This is a genomic window from Mesorhizobium sp. CNPSo 4671 (assembly GCF_057784245.1).
Map to the genome: position 1 here is coordinate 271,095 of NZ_JBWLUW010000001.1, position 22,586 is coordinate 293,680.

The window sequence follows — 22,586 nt, forward strand, 5'->3', positions numbered from 1 at the left end:
AGGCAGGACAGACAGCATGAAAACGACCGTCGCATCGCTCGAAGGCTCGCGCCAGAACCTGTTCATCAACGGCGCGTTCGTGGCGCCCAGGAACGGGCAGTACATCGACAGTTTCGACCCGACCACCGGCAAGCCCTGGTATCAGTTCGCCGAGGCCGGCGCCGAGGATGTCGGCGCGGCTGTCGAGGCCGCGCGTTCCGCTTTCGCCAATCCAGCCTGGCGACGTATGACCCAGACCGACCGGGGCAAGCTTGTTCGCCGGCTGGCGGAGCTGGTGCTGGAGCACGCCGACGAACTGGCGCTGATCGAGACGCGCGACAATGGCAAGTTGCTGAAGGAAATGCGGGCGCAGATGCGCGCCATGCCCGACAGCTACACCTATTTCGCCGGCATGGCCGACAAGCTGCTCGGCGACACGATTCCCGTCAACAAGCTCGACATGCTCAACTTCAACCTGCGCGAGCCGATCGGCGTCGTCGGCATGATCACACCGTGGAACTCGCCGCTGATGCTGCTTACCGGCACGCTGGCGCCATGCCTGGCGCTCGGCAACACGGTGGTCGTCAAGCCGTCCGAGCATGCCAGTGCGTCCACGCTGGCTCTGGCCGAACTGATCATGGAGGCCGGTTTCCCGGCCGGCGTCGTCAATGTCGTGACCGGCACGGGTGCTGTGGCCGGCGACGCGCTGACGCGCCATCCTGGCATTGCAAAACTCGTCTTCACCGGCTCGACGGTGACCGGTCGGCGGATTGCCGCCAATGCGGCGCAGAATCTCATTCCCTGCTCGATGGAACTTGGTGGCAAATCCCCTCACGTCATCTTCGGTGATGTCGATATCGAGCATGCCGTGAATGGCGTGGTCTCCGGTGTCTTCGCGGCCGCGGGCCAGAGCTGCGTCGCCGGTTCGCGCTGTTTCGTCGAGGCCAGCGTCCATGACCGTTTCGTCGAGGCGCTGGTCGAGCGCACGAGGCGGGTGCGAGTCGGGCTGCCTATGCTGGAGGACACCGACATAGGTCCGCTGGCGCTGTCGGCGCAGCTTGCAAAGGTGGAGGGCTATGTCGCTTCCGGCGTGCGTCAGGGCGCCCGGATCGCGGTCGGCGGCCGGCGGCTTCAGGCGGCCGAGCTTGCCGGCGGCTGGTATTTCGAGCCGACCGTGATGACCGATGCCGACAACGGCATGGAGTTCATGCAGGAGGAATTGTTCGGTCCCGTCGTCGGCGTCATGCCGTTCTCGTCGGAAGACGAAATGATCCGGCTCGCCAACGACACACGCTATGGCCTCGCCTCCGGCATCTGGACACGGGACATCAACCGCGCGCTGCGTTTCGCCAGGAATGTCGAGGCCGGCACGGTCTGGATCAACACCTACCGCGCGTCCTCCTTCATGTCCGCCAATGGCGGCTTCAAGGAGAGCGGTTACGGGCGGCGCGGCGGCTTCGACGCCATGGAGGAGTTCTCGCGCCTGAAGAACGTCGTCATCGACTATTCGGGTGCCATGCAGGACCCGTTCGTTATCCGCCTTCGCTGACCAGAACCCGACATACTGGGGAGACAGACATGAAATTCGCCGTTTCGCTGACCATGGAACGCTTCTCGCCCGACATGCCGATGTCGAAGGTGAAGAGCAATCTGCTCGAGCTGGCGCGCCTGGCCGACGAGGGCGGCTTCGAGACGCTGTGGACGGCGGAGCATCATACGATCGAATGCACGATCTCGCCCAACCCGCTGATGACGCTGACCTGGCTTGCCCAGCATACCGAGCAGATCCGGCTTGGCACCTCGACGCTGGTCGCGCCCTATTGGAGCCCGATCCGGCTGGCGGGGGAGGCGGCACTTTGCGATCACCTGACGGGCGGTCGGCTGGAGTTCGGCATCGCGCGCGGCTCCTATCAGTATGAATTCGACCGCATGGCCGGCTGCATGCCGCAGCAGGAAGGCGTGGCCTATCTGAAGGAACTCGTGCCGGCGGTGAAGAAACTGTGGGCGCAGGATTATGCCCATGACGGCCACTACTGGAAGTTCCCGCTCGCCGCCGGCGTGCCGAAGCCGCTGCAGAAGCCGCATCCGCCGATCTGGGTGGCCGCGCGAGATCCAGGTACTTTCGACTGGGCGGTCGGCATCGGCGCTTCGATCCTGTCGACGCCCTTGTCGGCGCCGGCGGCGGAAATCGCTGTGCTCGGCGAGAAATTCCGCAAGGCCGTTGCCGATCATCCGGAGGTGCCGCGCCCGCGCCTGATGATGCAGCGGCGCACTTGCGTCTACGAACGGGCACAGGATTGGGAGGTCGCGGTCGGTCATGCCATCGACTACGGCCGCGCCTTCGAGAACCTGTTCCAGAACATCGGCACCGTGCAAAACGGCTTTCCCGAAGCCGTCCCCTATGAGAGCGTCAAGGGCAAGGACAATTACAATCCCGAGAACATCCGCCGCAACCTGATGTTCGGCACGCCGGACGAGGTGATCGAGAAGCTGCTCGACTATGAAGCGGCGGGTGTCGACCAATACTGCCTCGGCCTGACGTTCAACCTGCCGTTCGAGCTGCAGAAGAAGACGATCAAGCTTTGGGTCGACGAGGTGATGCCGGTCTTTGCCGCGCGCGAGCGCGACAAGGTGCGTCAGGCGGCGAGGGCGTGATCATGGCGCGCTCCGGCCAGCTCGATGTCGAAGGCGTGCTGCTCAACTGGCGCCTGGACGGCGAGGGCGGCGTGCCGCTGGTCTGCATCCATGGCGTCGGCTCCTACCTCGAAGCCTGGAATGGCGTGGCCGGGCGGCTGAAGGATCGCTTCGCGGTCCTCACCTTCGACCTGCGTGGCCATGGCCGCTCCAGCCGGGTCAAAGGCCGCTACGAGATCGACGATTTCGTCGGCGAGACATTGGCGCTGGCCGACCATGTCGGGTTTGCCACCTTTCATCTGGCCGGGTTTTCGCTGGGTGGCCTGATCGCACAGCGCCTGGCGCTGACGCATGCCGAACGCCTGCAGAAACTGGTGCTGCTGTCGACGGTCGCCGGCCGCACGCCTGAGGAGCGGCACGCGGTGCGCGGCCGGCTGGCGGCGCTGATGGCGAGCGATGCCTCGGCGCATCACGCCGCCTCGCTGTCGCGTTGGTTGACGGAGGATTTTCAGGACAGCAACCCGGAGGTCATCGCCGAGCTGCGCCGGCGGGACGCCGAGAACGATCGTGACTGCTACGCGGCGGCCTATCGCGTTCTCGCCGAGACCGATTTTGGCGGCATTCTCGACCGCATCACCTGCCCGACACTGATCGTAACCGGCGAGGACGACCAGGGTTCCAGCCCGCGCATGGCGCGGCTGATGCACGAGCAGGTGCAGGGCTCCGAGCTCGCCATCCTGCCTGGGCTTCGCCATTCGATCCTTATCGAGGCGCCGGCTCTCGTCGCTGGCACGATGGCCGACTTCCTGCTGGGCGTCGGTCGCACGAGAGGGGCCGTCGCGCATGGGTAGCGGTCTTCGCGGAGCAGGTGAGGGCATCTCGCCGGCAACAGGCCAAAGCTTCCCCGTGAGCGAGGGAATGACCGCTGCAAACATCCTCCGCGGCAGCGGAAGACCAGACCGGCTCGGGCATCGCTAAATCCGCCAGCCGTCCGGAGGATGCCGACCTCGTCGGCAAGGGATTGCGAGTTCATGGCCGGCCGAACGGCCATGAACGTAGGTGAATGAACAACAACAGGGGAATACGCACATGACAATCTGGAACAGACGACAGCTGACGATGGCAGCACTGGCGCTTGCGCTTGGCGCATATCCTGCTCACGCCGGCGCGGTGCTCGATCGCGTGATGGCAGCGGGCACGCTCAAGGTGGCGACCGATGCCAACTGGGCGCCGCAGTCGTTCGTGAATGCCAGCAATGAGCTGGACGGCTTCGATGTCGACGTCGCCAAGGCGATCGGCGAGCACCTCGGCGTCAAGGTCGAATTCATCACGCCCGGCTGGGACATCATCACCGCCGGCAACTGGGCAGGGCGCTGGGACATGCATGCCGGCTCGATGACGCCGACCAAGAAGCGCGCCGAGATCTTCGATTTTCCTGCGGTCTACTACTACACTCCGGCGGCCGTTGCCGTGCACAAGGACAGCAAGGCCAAGACGCTGGCCGATCTCGACGGCAAAGTGGTCGGCGCCACCAGCACCTCCACTTTCGAGGCCTATGCCAAGAAGGATCTGACGCTCGACGCCGCCGGCGCGCCGCCCTTCGAGTACAAGCTCAACCCGAAGGAGGTCCACTCCTACGAGAATTCGACGACCGCCTTTGACGACCTTCGCCTCGGCGACGGCGTGCGTCTCGACGCGGTGGTCTCTTCGCTGCCGTCGATCCTCGATGCTGAGAAGGCAGGCTACCCGATCAAGCAGGTGGGCGATCCGGTCTTCTACGAACCGCTGGCAATCGCCATCGAGCGCGGCGATCCGGAACTGTCCGCCAAGATCGCCGACGCCGTGAAGGCGATGAAGGCGGACGGCACGCTGAGCAAGCTATCGGAAAAGTGGTACGGCCAGGATTATTCGAAGACGAACTAGCTCCCTTCAAAGGCGGCCTGCCTCGGGGCAGGCCGCCGAACAGCCGGTGCTCAAAGATGCTCTATCCCGATACCGTCGAAGCCGAAATCCTCGTCCACAAACCCTGGTTCGTGGCGACTATGTTCGGCGTCGTTCTGGTTCTCTTCATGGCTTTCAACATGGCGGGCACCAGCTTCGCCGAACTGATGCGTCCGGTGATCGGCGAACCGTCGGTGAGTGGCCTCTACGGCCGTTTTGCCATTGCCTTCGCCATAGCGGTGATCTTCACCTTGAACGTCGTGCTGATCGGTTTCGCGCCGATCAAGTTCCAGATCGGCATCGTCTGGCTCGAACTGCTGCTGCTGTTCGTCGCCTTCTTCGAGACGTTCCATCTCAGCCTGCCCTTCATCAGGGAGAAGCTGCCGTTCCTGATCGGCCAGGGCGTCGTCACCACGCTCTATGTCTCGGCGATTTCGATCGTCATCGCTTCGGTCATCGCGGTTGCCGGCGCGGTCGCCAAGCTTTCCAGCAATGGCTTCGCCTACGCCATCGCCAGCTTCTACACCTCCTTCTTCCGTGGCCTTCCGCTGCTCATGCAGGTCTACCTGATCTATCTCGGCCTGCCGCAGCTCGGCTTTGTCATCAATGCGGTGCCTGCGGGCATCCTGGCGCTTTCGCTCTGCTATGGCGCCTACATGACCGAGATCTTCCGCTCCGGCATACAGAGCATCGATCGCGGCCAGTGGGAGGCGTCGCGCTCCATGGGCTTCGGCTTCGCGCTGACCATGCGCCGTATCATCCTGCCGCAGGCGCTGCCGGTCATCATTCCGCCGACCGGCAATCAGTTCATCTCGATGCTGAAGGATTCCTCGCTGGTCTCGGTTATCGGCGTGTGGGAGCTCATGTTCCTGGCGCGCACCCTCGGCCAGAAGACTTTCCAGCACATGGAGATGCTGACTTCGGCCGCGATGATCTACTGGATGCTGTCCATCTGCCTCGAACTGATCCAGGCGCGGATCGAGCGGCACTACCGCAGGAGCAAGGTCAGATGAACGCTCATGTCATCATCGAAGCGCGCAACGTATCGAAGTGGTACGGCGCCTTTCATGTCTTGAAGGACATCAACCTGACCGTCCACAAGGGCGAGCGTATCGTCATCTGCGGGCCTTCGGGTTCCGGCAAATCGACGCTCATCCGCTGCTTCAATCGCCTGGAGGCGCATCAGGAGGGCGATATCACCGTCAACGGCGTCGCCCTGCATGGCAAGATGGGCAACGTCGCCGACGTGCGCTCCAACGTCGGCATGGTGTTCCAGCATTTTAACCTGTTTCCGCACATGACGGTGCTGATGAACTGCATGGCCGGCCCGATGTGGGTGAAGGGCGTGCCGGAAAAGGAGGCGCGCAAGACCGCGCTGAAGTTCCTCGAGCGGGTCCGCATTCCCGAGCAGGCGAACAAGTTCCCTATCCAGCTGTCCGGCGGCCAGCAGCAGCGTGTGGCGATTGCCCGCAGCCTGTGCATGCAACCGGCTGTCATGCTGTTCGACGAACCGACCTCCGCTCTCGACCCGGAAATGGTCTCGGAGGTGCTCGACGCCATGACGGAACTTGCCCGCGACGGCATGACCATGGTGTGCGTGACGCATGAAATGGGCTTTGCCCGCGCGGTGGCCGACCGCGTCATCTTCATGGACGCCGGGCAGATCGTCGAGGCCGGCACGCCGGACGAATTCTTCGGCCAGCCACGCCACGATCGAACCAGATTGTTCCTCAGCCAGATCTTGAAACACTGACCGCGCGTTCCGCCGTCTCATGGAAATGCTCTGTCGGGACGGCCTCCATGGGGCGTTGCGAACGCCCGCTTTCTTCGCCCGACCGCCACGGCATTGAGACGGTCATGCATGCGCCTAAGGCCCGAGCGCGGTCGGCGCCGGCCTGGTTAGGCCCAGCCTAAGCAGAATTATCGAAAATCATTATTTGTGCATCGCACACAGCGTGCTTTGCTCCATCCGCCGGCTGAAAGAGAACAAAAAGAACGTCAGACGGCAGCCTTCGGCGATGCGTCCGAAGCGGGTTGTTTTGGCGCGGGCAGCGCCTGACCTCAGAAAAAGACAGGGGAACGTGATGACGACAATAATCTCGAAGTTTCGCCGTGCCGCGCTGGCGGCCGGCATTGCCTTGAGCGCGCTTTCGGTGAGCCTCCACGCCGAAGCCGGCAGCTTGAAGCTGGGCATGACGACCTGGGTTGGATACGGCCCGCTCTTCCTTGCGCGTGACATGGGCTACTTCAAGGAGGGCGGCCTCGATGTCTCGCTCGAAATCATCGAGGAAGCGTCGATGTACATGGCGGCCGTCGCCGCCGGCGAACTCGACGGCAGCGCCTCGACCATCGACGAAATCATGAAATACCGCTCGAAGGATGTCTGCTTCAAATCGGTCTATGCCCTCGACGACAGCCATGGCGGCGATGGCGTGCTGGCGCCGAGCGGAGTCAAGAGCGTCGCCGACCTCAAGGGCATGGAAGTCGGGCTGAACGAAGGCTCGGTGTCGCAGTTCTGGTTCAACATCCTGCTCAAGCAGGCCGGTCTCAGCCAGACCGACGTAAAGATCACCAATATGACGGCCGATGACGCCGCTGCCGCCTTCATGGCCGATCGTATTCCCGTTGCCGTCACCTGGGAACCCCATCTGACGCTGGCCAAGAAGGAAAACAAGGGCCAGGTCCTGATCGACTCCTCGAAGACGCCCGGCCTGATCGTCGATGTGGTGGCGCTGAACTGCGACTACATCACCAAGAACCCCGGGGATGTCGAGGCGCTGGTGAAGGGCCTCTACAAGGCCAACGAGTTCATCAAGGAAAATCCCGCGAAGGCCTATGAGGTGATGGCCAAGGGCGTCGGCGGCTGGCTCAAGGATCCGAAGGACTTCGCCTCCTCCGCCGCGGGCGTGAACTTCTACGGCAAGGACCGCAATGCAGAGTTCTTCGCCGGTGGCGAGGTTGGCGAAGCCGGCAAGCTGATCAAGCTTGGCGGCGACATCTGGGGCGCCTTCGGCAAGCTCAAGATGGACATCAAATACGACGACCTCGTCGATACGTCCTTCCTCGCGAAGTGATCTGACCTCGTGAAGTGAGCTCGCTGGACCGCGGGCCGAGCCTTGCGCCTGCGGTCCATCCAGCCCAAAGGGTTTCCCTGTGACACTGGCACCGAATGCAACGTCTCCCATCAGCCATATCGTGACCACGAGCGTGGATAAAAATCAGCCCGGTCGATCCGCCTGGAAAGCTGTCACCACGCCTTTTCAGGCCGTGTCGCGGCCTCTCTCCATAACGCTCAGCGTCCTGGTCTGGGGCGCGGTCATCGGCGGCTGGTTCGCCTTGACCTATTCCGGCGCGGTGAAGGAAATGTTCCTGCCTCGCCCGGAATCCGTCCTGTTCACCACCATCAACATGGCGCTTGACGGCTCCTTGTGGGAGCACGTGCTGGCCAGCGTCCAGGTGGTGCTGATCGGTTTCGTCATTTCGAGCATCGTGGCGGTGCCGCTCGGATTGACGATGGGCACCTACCGCATCGTCCAGGCGGCGCTCGACCCGCTCGTCAATTTCATCCGCTATCTGCCGGTGACGTCCTTCGTGCCGCTTTTCATCCTGTGGATCGGCATCGGCATCGAGCAGCGCGTGGCCGTCATCATCTTCGGCATTTTCTTCCAGCAACTGGTGATGATCGCCGACAGCGCCCGCGGCGTTCAGCGAGACCTCGTCAATGCGGCCTACACGCTCGGCACGAAACGCGGCGACACGGTCTTCCATATCGTCTTTCCGGCGACGCTTCCCAACGTGCTCGACGTGCTGCGCGTCACCATGGGCTGGGCCTGGACCTATCTCGTCGTTGCCGAACTCGTCGCCGCGCGCAGCGGACTTGGCTACATTTCGCTGAAGGCGATGCGCGGCTTCCAGGTCGACGTCATCTTCATGGCCATCGCCCTGATCGGCATCCTTGGCCTTTGCACCGACCAATTGTTCCGGGGCATCCGCCGCCTCGTCGCTCCCTGGGCCAATTGAGGAGTTTGCCGACATGGACGCCCTGACACTCGCGACGAAGCCGAAGAGCGCCGACATCGGCATCGACAATGTGGTCCTGCGCTACGGCAAGGGCGACAATGCGGTGCTGGCGCTGGACGGCATCTCCTTCCATGTCGTGCCCAACGAGTTCTGCGTGATCGTCGGCCCATCCGGCTGCGGCAAGTCGAGCCTGCTCTATCTCATCGCCGGGCTGGAGGAGCGCACCGGCGGCATGATCTCCGTCGGCGGCAAGCCTGTCACCGAGCCGGGCCCGGATCGCGGCATGGTGTTTCAGGCCTATACGCTGTTTCCCTGGCTGACCGTGGCGCAGAACGTCGAATACGGCCCGAAGCGGAAAAGCATGCCGGCGGCCGAGCGCAAGGCCATCGTCGAGCATTTCCTGCATGAGGTCGGGCTGGCGAAATTCGCCAACCATTATCCCTCGCAGCTGTCGGGCGGCATGAAGCAGCGCGTGGCGATCGCGCGTGCGCTCGCCAACGATCCGCAGGTGCTGCTGATGGACGAACCTTTCGGCGCGCTCGACAGCCAGACCCGCCACTCCATGCAGAAGCTTCTCCTGAGGATCTGGGACCACTCCAAGAAAACCGTGCTGTTCGTCACCCACGACATTGACGAGGCGATCCTGCTGGCGGACCGGGTGCTCGTTATGTCCGGCCGGCCCGGCCAGATCAAGAAGGAAATCCGCGTCGGCTTCTCGCGCCCGCGCAGCATGGATCTGGTCATGGAGCCGAACTTCATCGCCATGAAGCGGGAAATCCTGGAGCTGTTGAAGAACGACGAAGACGACGAGCACTAATGCATGTCGCCCAAAAGTGACCTCGGTTTTGGGAAGACGACATGCATGAAACGGAAACCGGCATGAGCATCGCGGCCGCGGAATTCGACTATATCGTCATCGGCGCGGGCTCGGCCGGCTGTGTCCTGGCTAACAGGCTGAGCGCGAACCCCGCGGCCCGTGTCTGCCTTATCGAGGCCGGCGGCAGCGACGACCGCACAAGGGTGCGCGTGCCGGCCGGCATCCTCTCGCTCTACGGCAATCCGAATTTCGACTATGGCTACAAAGGCGTGCCGCAGCCGCTGCTCAACAACCGTCGCATACCGGTCAACCGCGGCAAGCTTCTTGGTGGGTCGAGTTCGATCAACTCCATGGTCTACATTCGCGGTGCAGCACAAGACTACGATGAGTGGGCAGCGCTTGGCTGCGCCGGTTGGTCCTATGCCGACGTGCTGCCCGTGTTCAAGAAACTGGAGCGGAACCTCCTGTCGCAGAACCCGGCCTATCACGGCTTCGACGGTGAACTGCTGGTCGACAATCCGCGCGATCCTAACAGCGTATCCCGGCTGTGGGTGGAGGCGGGCCGGAGCATCGGCCTGCCCGAAAACCGCGACTTCAACGGTAATGGCCAACTCGGCCTCGGCATCTACAATGTCACCCAGGACAAGGGCCAGCGCTTCTCGGCCTATTCAGCCTTCGTCCGACCGGTTCTCAGCCGCGCCAACCTGCAGGTTCTGTCGGGCGTCGAGGTGCTTGATCTGGCAGTCGAAAGCGGACGCGTCACCGGCGTCAATGTGATCAGGGACGGCGCGGTCCAAAGGCTGACCTGCCGCGCCGAAGTCGTGCTGAGCGCCGGCGCGATCGGGTCGCCGCGCATCCTGCTTGCGTCCGGCATCGGCCCGGCCGAGGAGCTGAAGGCGGCCGGGATAGAGCCGGTGATGAATGTACCCGGGGTCGGCAAGAATTTGCGCGACCATGTCGACGGCATGATCACCGTGCGATCGAACAGCACCAGGACGCTCGGCCTGTCGCTCGCCAACCTGCCGGCGATGCTGGCCGCGCCCTTTCAGTATTTCGTCCGGCGCAAGGGCATGCTGACGACCAACTATGTCGAGGCCGGCGGCTTCGCCAGGACGAAATATGCCGGCGATATTCCCGATGTCCAATTCCACTTTGTTCCGGGTTACCGCAGCCATCGCGGCCGGCTCGTCGAATATGGCCACGGCTATGCCGTGCACACCTGTGTGTTGAGACCCGGGAGCGTCGGCGAAATCACGCTTGAGCGTGACCGCACCCGCCGCAACGTGCTGATCGATCACCGTTTCTTCAGCGACGAGCGGGATGCGCTGACCCTGGTCGAAGGCATCAAGGTCGCGCGTTCCATTCTTGCTTCGCCGGTCTTTGCCGATATTCGCGGACCGGAAATTCTGCCAGGACCCGATGTCGTCACCGACGACGAAATCCTTGCCTATCTGCGCGCCGAGGCGCTCACCGTCTATCACCCGGTCGGCACGGCCAAGATGGGCAACGACGCCATGGCGGTGGTCGATCCCGCCGGCCTCAAAGTGCGCGGCTTCGACAATCTGCGCGTGGCGGACGCCTCGATCATGCCGACACTGATCGGCGGCAACACCAATGCGCCGTCGATGATGATCGGCGAAAAAGCTGCCAGGGCGATGCTGTCATAATCTCGCATTGGCCCATCTCCTGGCATTTAGGGACAAGCTAACCACTGCCACGCGAAATCGTAATTTTCGCTAATCAGTCCCTCCAGTAAACCAACGAACTGAGCTCCTCGCATCCGCGGAAACTCTTGGGGGGAAAGGACGCAGAAATGCCGGTGGAAAAAATAGACACGCTTGTCGTCGGCGGTGGCCAGGCGGGAGTGGCTATGTCTGAGCATCTGAGCAAATGCGGCGTGCCGCATCTTGTCCTCGAGCGCGGTCGGATTGCCGAGCGCTGGCGCTCGCAGCGATGGGACTCACTCGTTGCCAATGGCCCGGCCTGGCATGACCGTTTCCCGGGCATGGAATTTCCCGTGACGGGTCCCGACGGCTTTCCTTCCAAGGAGGAGGTTGCCGACTATTTCGCCGCCTATGCAAGGCAGATCAATGCGCCGATCCGCTGCGGCGTCGAGGTCAGGCTCGCGCAAAGAAATGTCGGCCGGCCCGGATTCCGCGTCGAGACGTCGGATGGGGTGATCGAAGCCAACAGCATCGTCGCCGCGACCGGACCTTTCCAGGTCCCCGTCATCCCCGCTCTTGTCCCTGCAAATGCAGATCTCCTGCAGATCCATTCCAGCGCATACCGCAACCCCGGGCAGTTGCCGAAGGGAGCGGTGCTGGTGGTCGGGGCGGGATCGTCGGGTGTGCAGATCGCCGATGAGCTTCAGCGCTCTGGGCGGCGCGTCTACCTCTCGGTCGGCCCGCACGATCGCCCGCCGCGCGCCTATCGCGGGCGCGATTTCTGCTGGTGGCTTGGCGTTCTCGGCAAATGGGACCTCGAAACTCCAGGGCCCGGCACGGAGCACGTCACGATCGCGGTGAGCGGCGCGCGTGGCGGCGAGACGATCGATTTCCGTCGGCTGGCCGCGCAGGGGCTTACCCTGGTCGGCATGACCAAGACATATCAGGACGGCGTGCTGACCTTCGCGCCCGACCTGGCGAAGAACATTGCCCGCGGTGACGCCAGCCTGATGTCGTTGCTCGACGAGGCCGACGCCTATGTCGCGCGCAACGGCCTCGACCTTCCGCAGGAGCCCACGGCCCGTCGGATCGACCCGGATCCGGAATGCCTGACCAACCCGCTTCGTGAGCTCGATCTGGCCGAGGCCGGGGTAACGGCGATCATCTGGGCCACCGGCTTTGCCGTCGATTACAGCTGGCTGAAGGTCGATGCCTTTGACGAGAAGGGCCGGCCGAGGCATCAGCGCGGCGTCTCGACCGAGCCCGGCATCTATTTTCTCGGCCTGCCTTGGCAGTCGCGAAGGGGATCGAGTTTCATCTGGGGCGTCTGGCACGATGCCAAGCATGTCGCCGACCGCATTTCGACGCAGCGCAAATATCTGGCCTACCATGCCGCGGCACGGCGCGAGACCGTGGACGCCTGACCGACGCCGACAACAGCCACGAGCCCGATCTGAGGAGACCAGGATGGCGCATACGAGAATCCGCAAGTTCAACACCAAGGACACCTATCCCGAGCAGAAGCTCGACAATGATCTGTGCCAGGCGGTCGTCACGCGGGGCGGCCGCACGGTCTATCTGCGCGGCCAGTGCCCGCAGGATCTCGACACGGCCAAGAATATCGACAGCCACGATCCGGCCGAGCAGACGCACAAGGTGATGCAGAACATCAGGCAACTCATCGAGGAGTGCGGCGGCACCATGGAGCATCTGGTCAAGGTGGTCGTCTACATCACCGACGTGCGCCACCGCGAGGCGGTCTACCGCACCATGGGCGAGTACATCAAAGGCGTGCATCCCGTTTCGACCGGCCTCGTCGTGTCGGCTCTGGCGCGGCCGGACTGGCTGGTCGAGATCGACGGCACCGCCGTCATTCCGGACTGATCCCGATGACGTTTTCCATCGTCGCGCGATGCAGCCGCACCGGCATGTTCGGCGTCGCGGTCTCGTCCTCCTCTCCGGCGGTGGCGGCGCGTTGCGCCTACGCGCAGGCGAGCGTGGGGGCGGTCGCCAGCCAGAACGTCACCGATCCGACGCTCGGCACGAGGGGGCTCGAACTGCTGGCGCGCGGCGCCTCGGCCGCCGAGGCGGTCGCCATCCTGAAGCGCACCGGCGCCTACAGCGAATACCGGCAGGTGCTGGCTGTCGATGCCGCCGGGAGGACGGCGATCCATTCCGGACCCAAGGCGCTCGGCATCTGGGCGGAAGCGCGCTCGGACAATGTCGCGTGCGGCGGCAACATGCTGGCTCACGACGGCGTGCCGCAGGCCATGGTCGAGGCCTTCCTGGCCTCGGAAGGGCATCTCGGCGACCGCCTGATCGCGACCATGCGCGCCGCGCTGAAGGCGGGGGGCGAGGCGGGTCCGGTCCATTCCGCCGGAATGAAGCTGGTGCGCGAGGTTGCATGGCCGGTCGCGGACCTGCGCTGCGACTGGACCGACGACTGCCCGATCGAGGAACTGGCGGCGCTATGGGATCGCTACAAGCCGCAGCTCGATGCCTATGTGACCCGCGCGATCAATCCGTCCGACGCGCCGAGCTACGGCGTGCCGGGCGACGAGTAGCCGGCACGCAAGCAGCCGGCATACAGGGGAGGCATCCGCATGAGCGAACTCAGTCACAAGGACTGGATCGGCAAGGCATCCGCGATCCGTTTTCGCGACAAGGCGTTCATCGACGGCAAGACGGTTCCCGCGCGTTCGGGCCGAACCTTCGCCAGCATCAATCCGGCCACCGGCGAAACGCTGGCCGAGGTGGCGTCATGCGGCGAGGAAGACATCGATCTGGCCGTTGCCGCGGCGCGCCGCAGTTTCGAGGCCGGTGTCTGGTCGCGCACGAGCCCGGCGCACCGCAAGGAGGTGCTGCTGCGGCTGGCAAAACTGCTGCGCGAAAACCTGCAGGAGCTTGCCCTGCTGGAGTCGCTCGACATGGGCAAGCTGGTCACGGATGCAGCGACCGTCGACGTCCCTGGCTCGGCGGCGATCTTCCAGTGGTATGGCGAGGCCATCGACAAGATCTATGACGAAGTGGCGCCGACCGGCGCAAGCGATCTGGTGTTGGTGCGGCGCGAGCCGCTCGGCGTCATCGGCGCTGTGGTGCCATGGAATTTCCCGCTCGACATGGCGACCTGGAAATGCGCGCCCGCGCTTGCCGCGGGCAATTCGGTGGTGCTGAAGCCGGCGGAGCAGTCGCCTTTCTCGGCGCTCAGGCTGGCGGAACTCGCCATGGAGGCGGGCCTGCCCGCCGGCGTGCTCAATGTCGTGCCTGGCCTTGGCGAGACGGCCGGACAGGCGCTCGGCCGCCACATGGATGTCGATTGCCTTGCCTTCACCGGATCGACCTCGGTCGGCAAGATGTTCCTGCAGTATTCGGGTCAGTCGAACATGAAGCAGGTCTGGCTCGAAACAGGCGGCAAGAGCCCGAACCTCGTCTTCGCCGATTGCGGCGATCTCGATGCGGCGGCCGACATGGCGGCATCAGGCATCTTCTTCAACCAGGGCGAGGTCTGTTCGGCCAATTCGCGCCTCCTCGTTGAACGCTCCATCAAGGATGCCTTCGTGGAGAAACTGGCTGAGCGCGCGGCGGCCACCCAACCCGGCGATCCGCTCGACCCGGCTTCGAAAATGGGCGCCATGGTCGATGCACGCCACGCCGCCAACGTCATGCGCTTCGTCGAGGCCGGCAAGAAGACCGCGCGCCTGGTCGCCGGCGGCGATCGGGTCACGGTCAACGGCAGAGGCAGCTTCATACAGCCCACCATCTTCGACAATGTTGCCCATGACGACCCGATCGCCAGGGACGAGATATTCGGGCCGGTGCTCTCGGTCATTGCCTTCGACGATGAGGACGAGGCTATCCGCATCGCCAATGACAGCCCGTACGGGCTGGCCGCCTCGCTGTGGACCGACAGTCTTTCGCGCGCCCACCGCGTTGCCGGCCGGCTGCGCGCCGGCAATGTTTCCGTCAACACCGTCGATGCGCTGAGCCCGATGACGCCGTTCGGCGGCGTCAAGCAATCCGGCTTCGGCCGCGACCTGTCGCTGCACGCGCTGGACAAGTACACCGCGCTGAAAACGACATGGATCAAGTACTGAGGCGGAGCGGGCGCTTGATCGCAGCGCCCAAACCGGCAACATAGAAGCCCATGCCGTTACGCTTCACCCTGAGACAGTTGGAATATTTCGTCGCCGTCGGCGAAGCCGGCTCCATTACCAAGGCCGCCGAGCAGGTCAATGTCTCGCCGCCTTCGATCTCGGCGTCGATCGCGCAGCTGGAGGCCGAATTCGGCGTCCAGCTTTTTGTCCGCAAGCATTCGCATGGCCTGTCGCTCACGGCCGGCGGGCGCGTTTTCCTCAAGGAGGCCGCTCGGCTGCTGGCCGACGCCGATGCCCTGCACGATATTGCCGGCGACATCGCCGAGAAGGTGCGCGGGCCGCTGGCGGTCGGATGCCTGCTGACCTTCGCGCAGATCGTCATGCCGACCCTGCGCATGAAATTCGAGCGTGCCTATCCCGAGGTGCGGTTCCGGCAGTTCGAGCGCAACCAGGGTCAGTTGCTCGAAATGCTGCAGCGAGGCGAAATCGACGCGGCACTGACCTACGATCTCGAACTGTCGCAGGACACGACGTTCGAACCGCTGATGCTGGTGCCTGCCTATGTCATGCTGCCACAAGGGCATCGCTTCGCGGCCAAGGCTTCGATCACGACGGAAGAACTGGCCGACGAGCCGATGGTGCTGCTCGACCTGCCCTATAGCCGTGAATACTTTCTCTCGGCCTTCCAGATGCGGGGCATACGGCCGAACATTGCCGAGCGCACCGGCGACATCGCGGTGATGCGGTCGATGGTCGCCAACGGCTTCGGCTACGGCATCGCCAACATGCGGCCGCTCAACACGCTGGCGCCAGACGGCAAGCCGCTGGTCTTCGTGCCTCTGGCGGGGGATTTGCGGCCTCTGACGATGGGGGTAGCCTTGCCCAATGCCGAGCACCGCACGCAGACGGTGCAGGCCTTCATCGATCACTGCCGCCGTTTCGTCGTCGAACAGGGTGTGTTCGGGAGTGGACGGGTCGTCGAATAGCCGCGGCCTCTGTCAGGCGACCTGCAACTGTTGTCCGACAAGCCGCTGCAACAGGTTTTCCAGCATGTCGTCGCAGCGGCGCAACTGTTCGACGTTGACGAATTCGTCCGGCCTGTGCCCTTGCGCCATCGACCCCGGTCCGCACACGATGGTCGGCGTGCCGAGGTCACGGCTGAACAATCCGCCTTCGGTGCCGTAGGCGACCTTCATGGTGTCGTTGGCGCCGGTCAGTGACTTCACGAAGGCGACGGCTTGCGAATTCGCCGGCGTGTCCAGTCCCGGATAGGTGTTGGTTATGTCTATGTCGATGGCCGCCTCCGGCGCGATCGCCGAAGCGGCAGCGGCAATGCGTTGCGCCTCCGCACGCAGCCCGTCGAGGATTTGGTCGGGATTGTCGGCCGCGACATTGCGGATCTCGAAGTCGAGCTGGCAGAGGTTCGGCACGATGTTGAGCGCCACGCCGGCATTGATCTTGCCGACATGGACGGTGGTGTAGGGAATGTCATAGTCGCCGTCGCGCGCGCCATCGCGCGCCAGCCGGTCCTGTTCCCGGCGCAATGCGGAGACGAAGTCGCAGCCGAGATGAATGGCGTTGAGCGCCAGCGGGGCCAGCGCCGAATGGCCTTCGCGTCCCCTGCAGAGCGCGCGCGCCGCAAGCTTGCCCTTGTGGCCGGTCGCCACCTGCATATTGGTCGGCTCGCCGACGATGCACAGCAATGGCCGGTGCGGCGCGGCTTGCAGCATGTCGATCAGGCTGTGCACGCCGATGCAGCCGATCTCCTCGTCATAGGAAAGCGCCAGATGCAAGGGCGTTAGCAGGCTCATTTTCGCGGCCTTGAGACAGGCGGCAAGCGCGCAGGCGACGAAACCCTTCATGTCGGCAGCACCACGGCCATAGAGCTTGCCGTCGCGCGCAGTCATCTCGAAAGGCGGCAGTGTCCAGTCCTGCCCGTCGATGGGGACGACATCGGTGTGGCCGGACAGCATGACGCCAGGGGCATCGGCCGGCCCGATGGTGGCGAACAGGTTCGCCTTGTGGCCATCGGAGCTGCGGATGATTTGGCAGGCGATGCCCTGCGTCCCCAGCAACTCCGTCACATAGCCGATGAGATCGAGGTTCGAAACGCTGCTCACCGTCGGGAATGCGATCAGCTTTTCAAGGATCTGGATGCTGTCCATGCGTCTCACGTCTCGTTGGCCGTGCGCTATCTAGCATCGCGTGGCCACGGCCTTGAAGTCGCATTTGGCTCAGCCGGGATTCACCGGATGCTAATCCAGGCGGCAAGGGCGGATTAGGCGCGTCCTAATCGGCACAGAAGAAATCTGTAGTTTTCCGGCACGCGCTGCAACTTATGAGTAGGTTCACCGCATCTACCCCACCGGGCGGACCGGCTTGCGCCAAGGCTGAAAAACCATCGCCGCGCATGCCGCGATGCGACGCTGGCAGGAAGGAAACACCATGCGTGATCCACGCTACGACATTCTGTTCGAGCCCGTGAAGATCGGTCCGGTGACCGCCAAGAACCGTTTCTACCAGGTGCCGCATTGCAATGGCGGCGGCTACCGTGATCCCTCCGCCGCGGCCGAGATGCGGCGCATCAAGTCGGAAGGCGGCTGGGGTGTCATCTTCACCGAGCAGACCGAGATGCACCACACTTCGGAGATCACGCCGTTCATCGAGCTCAGGCTGTGGGACGACGCCGACATCCCGGCGCTGGCGAAGATGGCCAAGGCCATGCACCAGCATGGCGCGCTGGCCGGTATTCAGCTCGCCTATTCCGGCATCAACGGCCCGAACCTCTACACCAAGGAAGTGCCGCGCGGGCCGTCGGCTCTGCCCATCCGCACCTTCACCAACGACCCGGTTCAGGCCCGCGCCATGGACAGAGAGGATATACGCGACCTCAGGCGCTGGCATCGCAATGCCTTCAAACGCGCCAAGCTGGCTGGCTTCGACCTGGTCTGCCTCTACGGCGCGCATGGTTTCGGCATCATCCAGCACTTCCTGTCCACCGCCACCAATCAGCGCACCGACGAATATGGCGGCTCGCTGGAAAACCGCTCGCGGCTGATGCGCGAGCTGATCGAGGAAGGCAGGGATGCCATCGGCGACACTTGCGGCCTGACGCTGCGGCTGTCGCTGGACGAGATGATCGGCGAGCTTGGCTTCGCCAATTCCGAAGTGCGCGACATGATCGAGATGCATGCCGAATTGCCCGACCTCTGGGATCTGGCGCATGGCGCCTGGGAGGATTGCTCGGGGCCGTCGCGCTTCAAGGAAGAGGCCGCGCAGGAAAGCCTTGTCTCCGGCATCAAGACGCTGACCTCGAAGCCGGTCGTCGGCGTCGGCCGCTTCACCTCGCCTGACGTGATGGTCCGGATGATCAAGTCCGGCACGCTCGATTTCATCGGCTGCGCGCGCCCGTCGATCGCCGACCCCTTTCTGCCGAAGAAGGTGGAGGAGGGGCGTATCGAGGACATCCGCGAGTGCATTGGCTGCAACATCTGCATCACCGGTGACATGACCATGTCGATCTCGCGCTGCACGCAGAACCCGACCTTCATGGAGGAGTGGCGCAAGGGCTGGCATCCCGAACGCATGCAGGCCAAGGGCGACAGCGACAGCGTACTGATCGTCGGCGCCGGTCCCGCAGGACTGGAGGCCGCCCGCGCGCTCGGCCTGCGCGGCTATCAGGTGGCCATTGCCGAGGCCGGCACCGAAGTCGGCGGCCGCGTCGCGCGCGAGTGTCGCCTGCCTGGGCTCTCGGCCTGGGGTCGCGTGCGCGACTATCGCCAGTACCAGCTCAGCCAGATGTCCAATGTCGACATCTATTTCGAAAGCCGGTTGTCGGCGCAGGACATACTGGCCTTCGGTTTTCAGAACATCGCGCTGGCCACCGGCTCGACATGGCGCCGCGACGGCGTGGCGCGCGCCCATGTCGTGCCGATGCCGATCGACCCGGCCATGCCGGTCTACACGCCGGACGATCTGATGGCTGGAAACGTGCCGACCGGCAATGTCGTGCTGTTCGACGACGACCACTACTATATGGGCGGCGTTCTGGCCGAGCTGATGGCGCGCAACGGCGCCAAGGTGACGCTGGTGACGCCGTCCGCCTATGTCTCGGACTGGACCCGCAACACGCTGGAGCAGGGCGCCATCCACCGCCGCCTGGCCGGGCTCGGCGTCGAGATCGTGCTGAACCGGACGGTGACGCACGTGGTACCGGGAGGCGTTGCCACCGCCTGCGCCTACACCAGTGCCGAACGCGACATCGCCGCCGACGCCGTGGTGCTGGTGACGTCGCGCCAACAGGACGACGAGGTCTGGCGTGACCTGAAAGCGCGGCGCGACGAATGGGCCGACAATGGTATCAGTTCGATCAAGGTAGTAGGCGATGCCGAGGCGCCGGGGCCGATCGCCTGGGCGACCTATGCCGGCCACCGCTTCGCGCGTGAGCTGGACGAAGACGATATCGGCGATGCGCTGCCGTTCCGGCGGGAGGTGACGGCCCTGGCGGCGGAATAGGCGGGACTTGCGCCTGGCAACCGTGGTCCTTAGACAGGTGGCCGTGACGTTTGCCGATGGCGGAGAAGAAGAACATGTCGGACCGGATGAAGACCATCTCCTCGGCCAAGTCGCATGGCGGCGTGCAGGGCGTCTATTCCCATGCTTCGGATGCCTGTGCCTGCGACATGACATTCGCCGTCTTCGTGCCGCTGCAGGCCCGTGAAAAACCTTGCCCTGTCGTATGGTACCTCTCCGGCCTCACCTGCACCCATGCCAATGTCATGGACAAGGGCGAGTACAGGCGCATGGCCGCCGAGCTTGGCCTGATTGTCGTCTGTCCCGACACCAGCCCCCGCGGCGCCGACATTCCCGACGAGAAGGACAATTGGCAGTTCGGTTGCGGCGCCGGCTTCTATGTCGACGCGACGCAAGCACCCTACGCCACGAACTACCGCATGTATTCCTATGTCACCGAGGAATTGCCGGCATTGATCGCCCAGGAATTTCCGGCCGATATGACGCGCCAGGCGATCTTCGGCCACTCGATGGGCGGGCATGGCGCGCTGACGATAGCGCTCAAGAATCCCGAGCGCTTCCAAAGCTGCTCGGCCTTCGCACCGATCGTGCAGCCGAGCACTGCCGGCTGGTCGCGGCCGGCTCTCGAAAAGTACCTCGGCGCCGACGAGACATCATGGCGGGGCTACGATGCCACCTTGCTCATCGAGGATGGCCACCGTTTCCCCGAACTTCTCGTCGATCAGGGGACGTCGGACGGCTTTCTCAACGATGGGCTGAGGCCGTGGCTGCTGGAAGCGGCCTGCGGCAAGACCGGCATTGCGCTGACGCTGCGCATGCAGGACGGCTACGACCACTCGTACTTCTTCATTTCGACATTCATGGACGACCATCTGCGATGGCATGCCGAAAGGCTGTCCGGCCCCGTCGCCGGGACCGGGTCACGCTGAACCAAGGGGATATCTAATCCCGCAGCAGGTCGAACATCAGCTTGAAGAAGCGGTCGGCATCGACCTCGTGGGCTATGCGCGCATTGTCCTTCTCGCCGCGCTCGCTCCAGAAATCGGCAACGGTCGCGCCGAAGGCATAGGTGCCTGTGAGATCGACACCGATATGGGCCGGACGCGTGCGCACCAGTGTCGGGTCGATGGCCAGCGCCAGCGCCAACGGATCGTGCATGGCGCCGCCGACGCCCATCGAGTTGCGGTGTAGTTTTTCGTAGAACAGTAGCCAGTCGTTAACGAGCTTGCCGAGCGGCGTGTCGATCGTGGCGAGCTCGGCATATTGCGGCGCCTCGATCAGCACCTGCATGGTGACGTCGAGGCCGACCATCAGGATCGGCACGCCGCTGTCCAGCACGATCTTCAGCGCTTCAGGGTCGCAGAACGCATTGAACTCCGTCGGCGTGATGATCTCGCTCTTGCGGTAGAACACGCCACCCATCCAGATCAATTCCTTGATCTTGGGCAGCACGTCGCGATGCTTGAGGATCATCAGGCCGATATTGGACAGCGGGCCGGTGGCGACGACCAGGATCGGTTCCGGCGAGGCGCGCAGCTTGTCGGCCAGGAAATCGACAGCGTGCTGGTCGACCGGCTTGATCGTCGCCTGCGGCAGATAGGGCGAGCCTTCGAGGCCGCTCGGACCGTCGGCGGTGCCGAGCACCAGCGACCGCGCCAGCGGACGGTGACACCCTTGCGCGACCGGCACGTCGCCGGCGCCGATATACTCCAGGATGCGCAGCGCATTGGCCGTCGTCTTCTTGACCTCGGCATTGCCGCAGGTGGTGGTGACGCCGAGCAGTTTTATCGCCGGCGAGCGATGCGCCATGACCAGCGCGATGGCGTCGTCATGGCCGGGGTCGCAGTCGAACAGGATGGGAGTTGCAATGGTCATTTTGTCGGTCCTCACGCGGCTTGTTCGTAGCGCGCGATGGTTTGCTTGAAGATGTTCAGGAAGCGGCGGCCGTCGAGATCGGTGCAGATGCGCGTGGTCTTCGGTCCGCCACCGGGCAGCAACTGCCGACCGCGATGGGCAACCGTCTGTCCGCGCGCGAGACGCCCGTCCAGCACGACGTCGACGAAGAGCGGTTCGGTCATCGTCGCAAGAGCCGGGTCGAAGGCCAGCGCCACGGTGATGACGTCGTCCATCGGGAAGCCGACCAGGTCGAAGAACTCGCGCCAGATGTCGATGTAGATCGGGAAGCTGTCGGCGATCATGTCGAAGACGGCGTTCTTGCGGGCAACGGCCTGCATGTCGGCGATGTCGTCGCGCGTCAGCATCGAGGCGGCGACGCGGTTGTCCTCGCAGATGTCGAGCGGTACCAGGATCTTGTCGACATCGGCGTTGAGCACGATGCGCGAAGCCTCCGGATCGGCCCAGATGTTGTACTCCGACAGCGGTGTGATGTTGCCCGGTGTCTGGAAGTTGCCGCCAAGCACCAAGAGCCGCTTCAACGCGCCCGTCAGGCGCGGCTCCTGCAGCAGCGCCATCGCTGCATTGGTCAGCGGCCCCGTCGTCACCAGCGTGATCTCGCCGGGATTGGCCATGACAGTCCCGATGATGAAATCGACCGCGTGTCCCGGCGTTGCCGGGCGGGAGGGAGGCGGCGCCGGCGGGTTGAATTTCTTCAGCCGGTCGCCGAAGCGGGCAACGAGCCGCTTCTCGAAATGCACCGGCGCTTCCATGTCGGCCTTGGCGTTGCCGACGATCGGCCGCCAGGCGCCGGCATGGACCGGAATGTCGTCACGCCCGGCCAGCGTCAGCGTGTTGAGCACGACATTGGTGACCTGTTCGATCGGGCCTGCCGCACCGGTTACGGTGGTGACGCCTTCGAGCCGGACATTGGAGTTCGCCGCGGCAAACAGCACGGCGAGAATGTCGTCGCCGGCAGAATCCACGTCGAGGATTATGCGTTCCATGAGA

The 22,586-nt window shown here is 64.0% G+C and carries 20 protein-coding genes; 17 read left to right on the top strand and 3 right to left on the bottom strand.

Features of this window, described 5'->3' with window-relative positions:
* Positions 1-16: 16 nt before the first annotated feature.
* From AC04SF_RS01155 to AC04SF_RS01225, 15 genes are all read left to right on the top strand, one after another.
* Positions 17-1,528 carry an aldehyde dehydrogenase gene (locus AC04SF_RS01155; protein ID WP_488476145.1) on the top strand — a complete coding sequence of 504 codons (1,512 nt, stop codon included), beginning with the start codon at positions 17-19 and terminating at the stop codon, positions 1,526-1,528.
* Between the two features lie 29 nt (positions 1,529-1,557).
* The gene (locus AC04SF_RS01160) at positions 1,558-2,634 is read left to right on the top strand and encodes an LLM class flavin-dependent oxidoreductase (protein WP_488476146.1); all 1,077 of its coding nucleotides are present in this window, start codon (positions 1,558-1,560) and stop codon (positions 2,632-2,634) included.
* A 2-nt stretch (positions 2,635-2,636) separates the two neighbouring features.
* Positions 2,637-3,464 carry an alpha/beta fold hydrolase gene (locus AC04SF_RS01165; RefSeq protein ID WP_202351062.1) on the top strand — a complete coding sequence of 276 codons (828 nt, stop codon included), beginning with the start codon at positions 2,637-2,639 and terminating at the stop codon, positions 3,462-3,464.
* Positions 3,465-3,702: 238 nt separating this feature from the next.
* A complete protein-coding gene (locus AC04SF_RS01170) occupies positions 3,703-4,536 on the top strand; it encodes a transporter substrate-binding domain-containing protein (protein ID WP_202351061.1) in 834 nt (277 codons plus the stop codon).
* A gap of 56 nt (positions 4,537-4,592) precedes the next feature.
* Positions 4,593-5,567 (top strand): amino acid ABC transporter permease, encoded by a 975-nt coding sequence (locus AC04SF_RS01175; RefSeq protein ID WP_488476147.1) that lies wholly within the window; start codon positions 4,593-4,595, stop codon positions 5,565-5,567.
* A complete protein-coding gene (locus tag AC04SF_RS01180; RefSeq protein ID WP_488476148.1) occupies positions 5,564-6,307 on the top strand; it encodes an amino acid ABC transporter ATP-binding protein in 744 nt (247 codons plus the stop codon). Before AC04SF_RS01175 ends, AC04SF_RS01180 begins: the two co-directional genes overlap by 4 nt.
* 331 nt (positions 6,308-6,638) lie before the next feature.
* Positions 6,639-7,628 carry an ABC transporter substrate-binding protein gene (locus tag AC04SF_RS01185; protein ID WP_488476149.1) on the top strand — a complete coding sequence of 330 codons (990 nt, stop codon included), beginning with the start codon at positions 6,639-6,641 and terminating at the stop codon, positions 7,626-7,628.
* A 133-nt stretch (positions 7,629-7,761) separates the two neighbouring features.
* Complete coding sequence (locus AC04SF_RS01190) at positions 7,762-8,574, top strand: ABC transporter permease (protein ID WP_488476150.1); 813 nt, start codon at positions 7,762-7,764, stop codon at positions 8,572-8,574.
* A 13-nt stretch (positions 8,575-8,587) separates the two neighbouring features.
* Entirely contained in the window at positions 8,588-9,391 is an 804-nt protein-coding gene (locus AC04SF_RS01195; protein WP_488476151.1) for an ABC transporter ATP-binding protein, read from the top strand.
* Positions 9,392-9,453: 62 nt separating this feature from the next.
* The gene (locus AC04SF_RS01200; protein WP_488476658.1) at positions 9,454-11,058 is read left to right on the top strand and encodes a GMC family oxidoreductase; all 1,605 of its coding nucleotides are present in this window, start codon (positions 9,454-9,456) and stop codon (positions 11,056-11,058) included.
* Between the two features lie 146 nt (positions 11,059-11,204).
* Positions 11,205-12,479, top strand: coding sequence for a flavin-containing monooxygenase (locus AC04SF_RS01205; protein ID WP_488476152.1), 1,275 nt, complete (start codon positions 11,205-11,207; stop codon positions 12,477-12,479).
* Positions 12,480-12,522: 43 nt separating this feature from the next.
* Positions 12,523-12,939 (top strand): RidA family protein, encoded by a 417-nt coding sequence (locus AC04SF_RS01210; RefSeq protein WP_183456870.1) that lies wholly within the window; start codon positions 12,523-12,525, stop codon positions 12,937-12,939.
* A 5-nt stretch (positions 12,940-12,944) separates the two neighbouring features.
* A complete protein-coding gene (locus AC04SF_RS01215) occupies positions 12,945-13,619 on the top strand; it encodes a DUF1028 domain-containing protein (protein ID WP_488476153.1) in 675 nt (224 codons plus the stop codon).
* 39 nt (positions 13,620-13,658) lie between these two features.
* On the top strand, positions 13,659-15,149 hold the full coding sequence (locus AC04SF_RS01220; protein ID WP_488476154.1) for an aldehyde dehydrogenase: 1,491 nt from the start codon (positions 13,659-13,661) through the stop codon (positions 15,147-15,149).
* A 50-nt stretch (positions 15,150-15,199) separates the two neighbouring features.
* The gene (locus AC04SF_RS01225; protein WP_488476155.1) at positions 15,200-16,135 is read left to right on the top strand and encodes a LysR family transcriptional regulator; all 936 of its coding nucleotides are present in this window, start codon (positions 15,200-15,202) and stop codon (positions 16,133-16,135) included.
* Positions 16,136-16,147: 12 nt separating this feature from the next.
* Here the strand turns inward: AC04SF_RS01225 and argE are convergent, their stop codons facing one another.
* Positions 16,148-17,314, bottom strand: coding sequence for an acetylornithine deacetylase (gene argE / locus AC04SF_RS01230; RefSeq protein WP_488476156.1), 1,167 nt, complete (start codon positions 17,312-17,314; stop codon positions 16,148-16,150).
* Between the two features lie 280 nt (positions 17,315-17,594).
* Here argE and AC04SF_RS01235 point away from each other — a divergent pair, with 280 nt between their 5' ends.
* Both AC04SF_RS01235 and fghA read left to right on the top strand, forming a co-directional pair.
* Positions 17,595-19,664, top strand: a complete 2,070-nt coding sequence (locus tag AC04SF_RS01235) for an oxidoreductase (protein ID WP_488476157.1) — start codon at positions 17,595-17,597, stop codon at positions 19,662-19,664.
* A gap of 74 nt (positions 19,665-19,738) precedes the next feature.
* A complete protein-coding gene (gene fghA / locus AC04SF_RS01240; protein ID WP_488476158.1) occupies positions 19,739-20,611 on the top strand; it encodes an S-formylglutathione hydrolase in 873 nt (290 codons plus the stop codon).
* 13 nt (positions 20,612-20,624) lie between these two features.
* On the opposite strand, the gene AC04SF_RS01245 is transcribed toward fghA, so the two are convergent.
* Together AC04SF_RS01245 and AC04SF_RS01250 are read right to left on the bottom strand one after the other, a co-directional pair.
* Entirely contained in the window at positions 20,625-21,557 is a 933-nt protein-coding gene (locus tag AC04SF_RS01245; protein ID WP_488476159.1) for a nucleoside hydrolase, read from the bottom strand.
* An 11-nt stretch (positions 21,558-21,568) separates the two neighbouring features.
* Complete coding sequence (locus AC04SF_RS01250; protein WP_488476160.1) at positions 21,569-22,582, bottom strand: nucleoside hydrolase; 1,014 nt, start codon at positions 22,580-22,582, stop codon at positions 21,569-21,571.
* Positions 22,583-22,586: the final 4 nt, after the last annotated feature.

Coding starts and splice junctions, on each gene's coding strand:
- AC04SF_RS01155 (WP_488476145.1), top strand. CDS start 17: ATGAAAACGACCGTCGCATCGCTCGAAGGCTCGCGCCAGAACCTGTTC.
- AC04SF_RS01160 (WP_488476146.1), top strand. CDS start 1,558: ATGAAATTCGCCGTTTCGCTGACCATGGAACGCTTCTCGCCCGACATG.
- AC04SF_RS01165 (WP_202351062.1), top strand. CDS start 2,637: ATGGCGCGCTCCGGCCAGCTCGATGTCGAAGGCGTGCTGCTCAACTGG.
- AC04SF_RS01170 (WP_202351061.1), top strand. CDS start 3,703: ATGACAATCTGGAACAGACGACAGCTGACGATGGCAGCACTGGCGCTT.
- AC04SF_RS01175 (WP_488476147.1), top strand. CDS start 4,593: ATGCTCTATCCCGATACCGTCGAAGCCGAAATCCTCGTCCACAAACCC.
- AC04SF_RS01180 (WP_488476148.1), top strand. CDS start 5,564: ATGAACGCTCATGTCATCATCGAAGCGCGCAACGTATCGAAGTGGTAC.
- AC04SF_RS01185 (WP_488476149.1), top strand. CDS start 6,639: ATGACGACAATAATCTCGAAGTTTCGCCGTGCCGCGCTGGCGGCCGGC.
- AC04SF_RS01195 (WP_488476151.1), top strand. CDS start 8,588: ATGGACGCCCTGACACTCGCGACGAAGCCGAAGAGCGCCGACATCGGC.
- AC04SF_RS01200 (WP_488476658.1), top strand. CDS start 9,454: ATGAGCATCGCGGCCGCGGAATTCGACTATATCGTCATCGGCGCGGGC.
- AC04SF_RS01205 (WP_488476152.1), top strand. CDS start 11,205: ATGCCGGTGGAAAAAATAGACACGCTTGTCGTCGGCGGTGGCCAGGCG.
- AC04SF_RS01210 (WP_183456870.1), top strand. CDS start 12,523: ATGGCGCATACGAGAATCCGCAAGTTCAACACCAAGGACACCTATCCC.
- AC04SF_RS01215 (WP_488476153.1), top strand. CDS start 12,945: ATGACGTTTTCCATCGTCGCGCGATGCAGCCGCACCGGCATGTTCGGC.
- AC04SF_RS01220 (WP_488476154.1), top strand. CDS start 13,659: ATGAGCGAACTCAGTCACAAGGACTGGATCGGCAAGGCATCCGCGATC.
- AC04SF_RS01225 (WP_488476155.1), top strand. CDS start 15,200: ATGCCGTTACGCTTCACCCTGAGACAGTTGGAATATTTCGTCGCCGTC.
- argE (WP_488476156.1), bottom strand. CDS start 17,314: ATGGACAGCATCCAGATCCTTGAAAAGCTGATCGCATTCCCGACGGTG.
- AC04SF_RS01235 (WP_488476157.1), top strand. CDS start 17,595: ATGCGTGATCCACGCTACGACATTCTGTTCGAGCCCGTGAAGATCGGT.
- fghA (WP_488476158.1), top strand. CDS start 19,739: ATGTCGGACCGGATGAAGACCATCTCCTCGGCCAAGTCGCATGGCGGC.
- AC04SF_RS01245 (WP_488476159.1), bottom strand. CDS start 21,557: ATGACCATTGCAACTCCCATCCTGTTCGACTGCGACCCCGGCCATGAC.
- AC04SF_RS01250 (WP_488476160.1), bottom strand. CDS start 22,582: ATGGAACGCATAATCCTCGACGTGGATTCTGCCGGCGACGACATTCTC.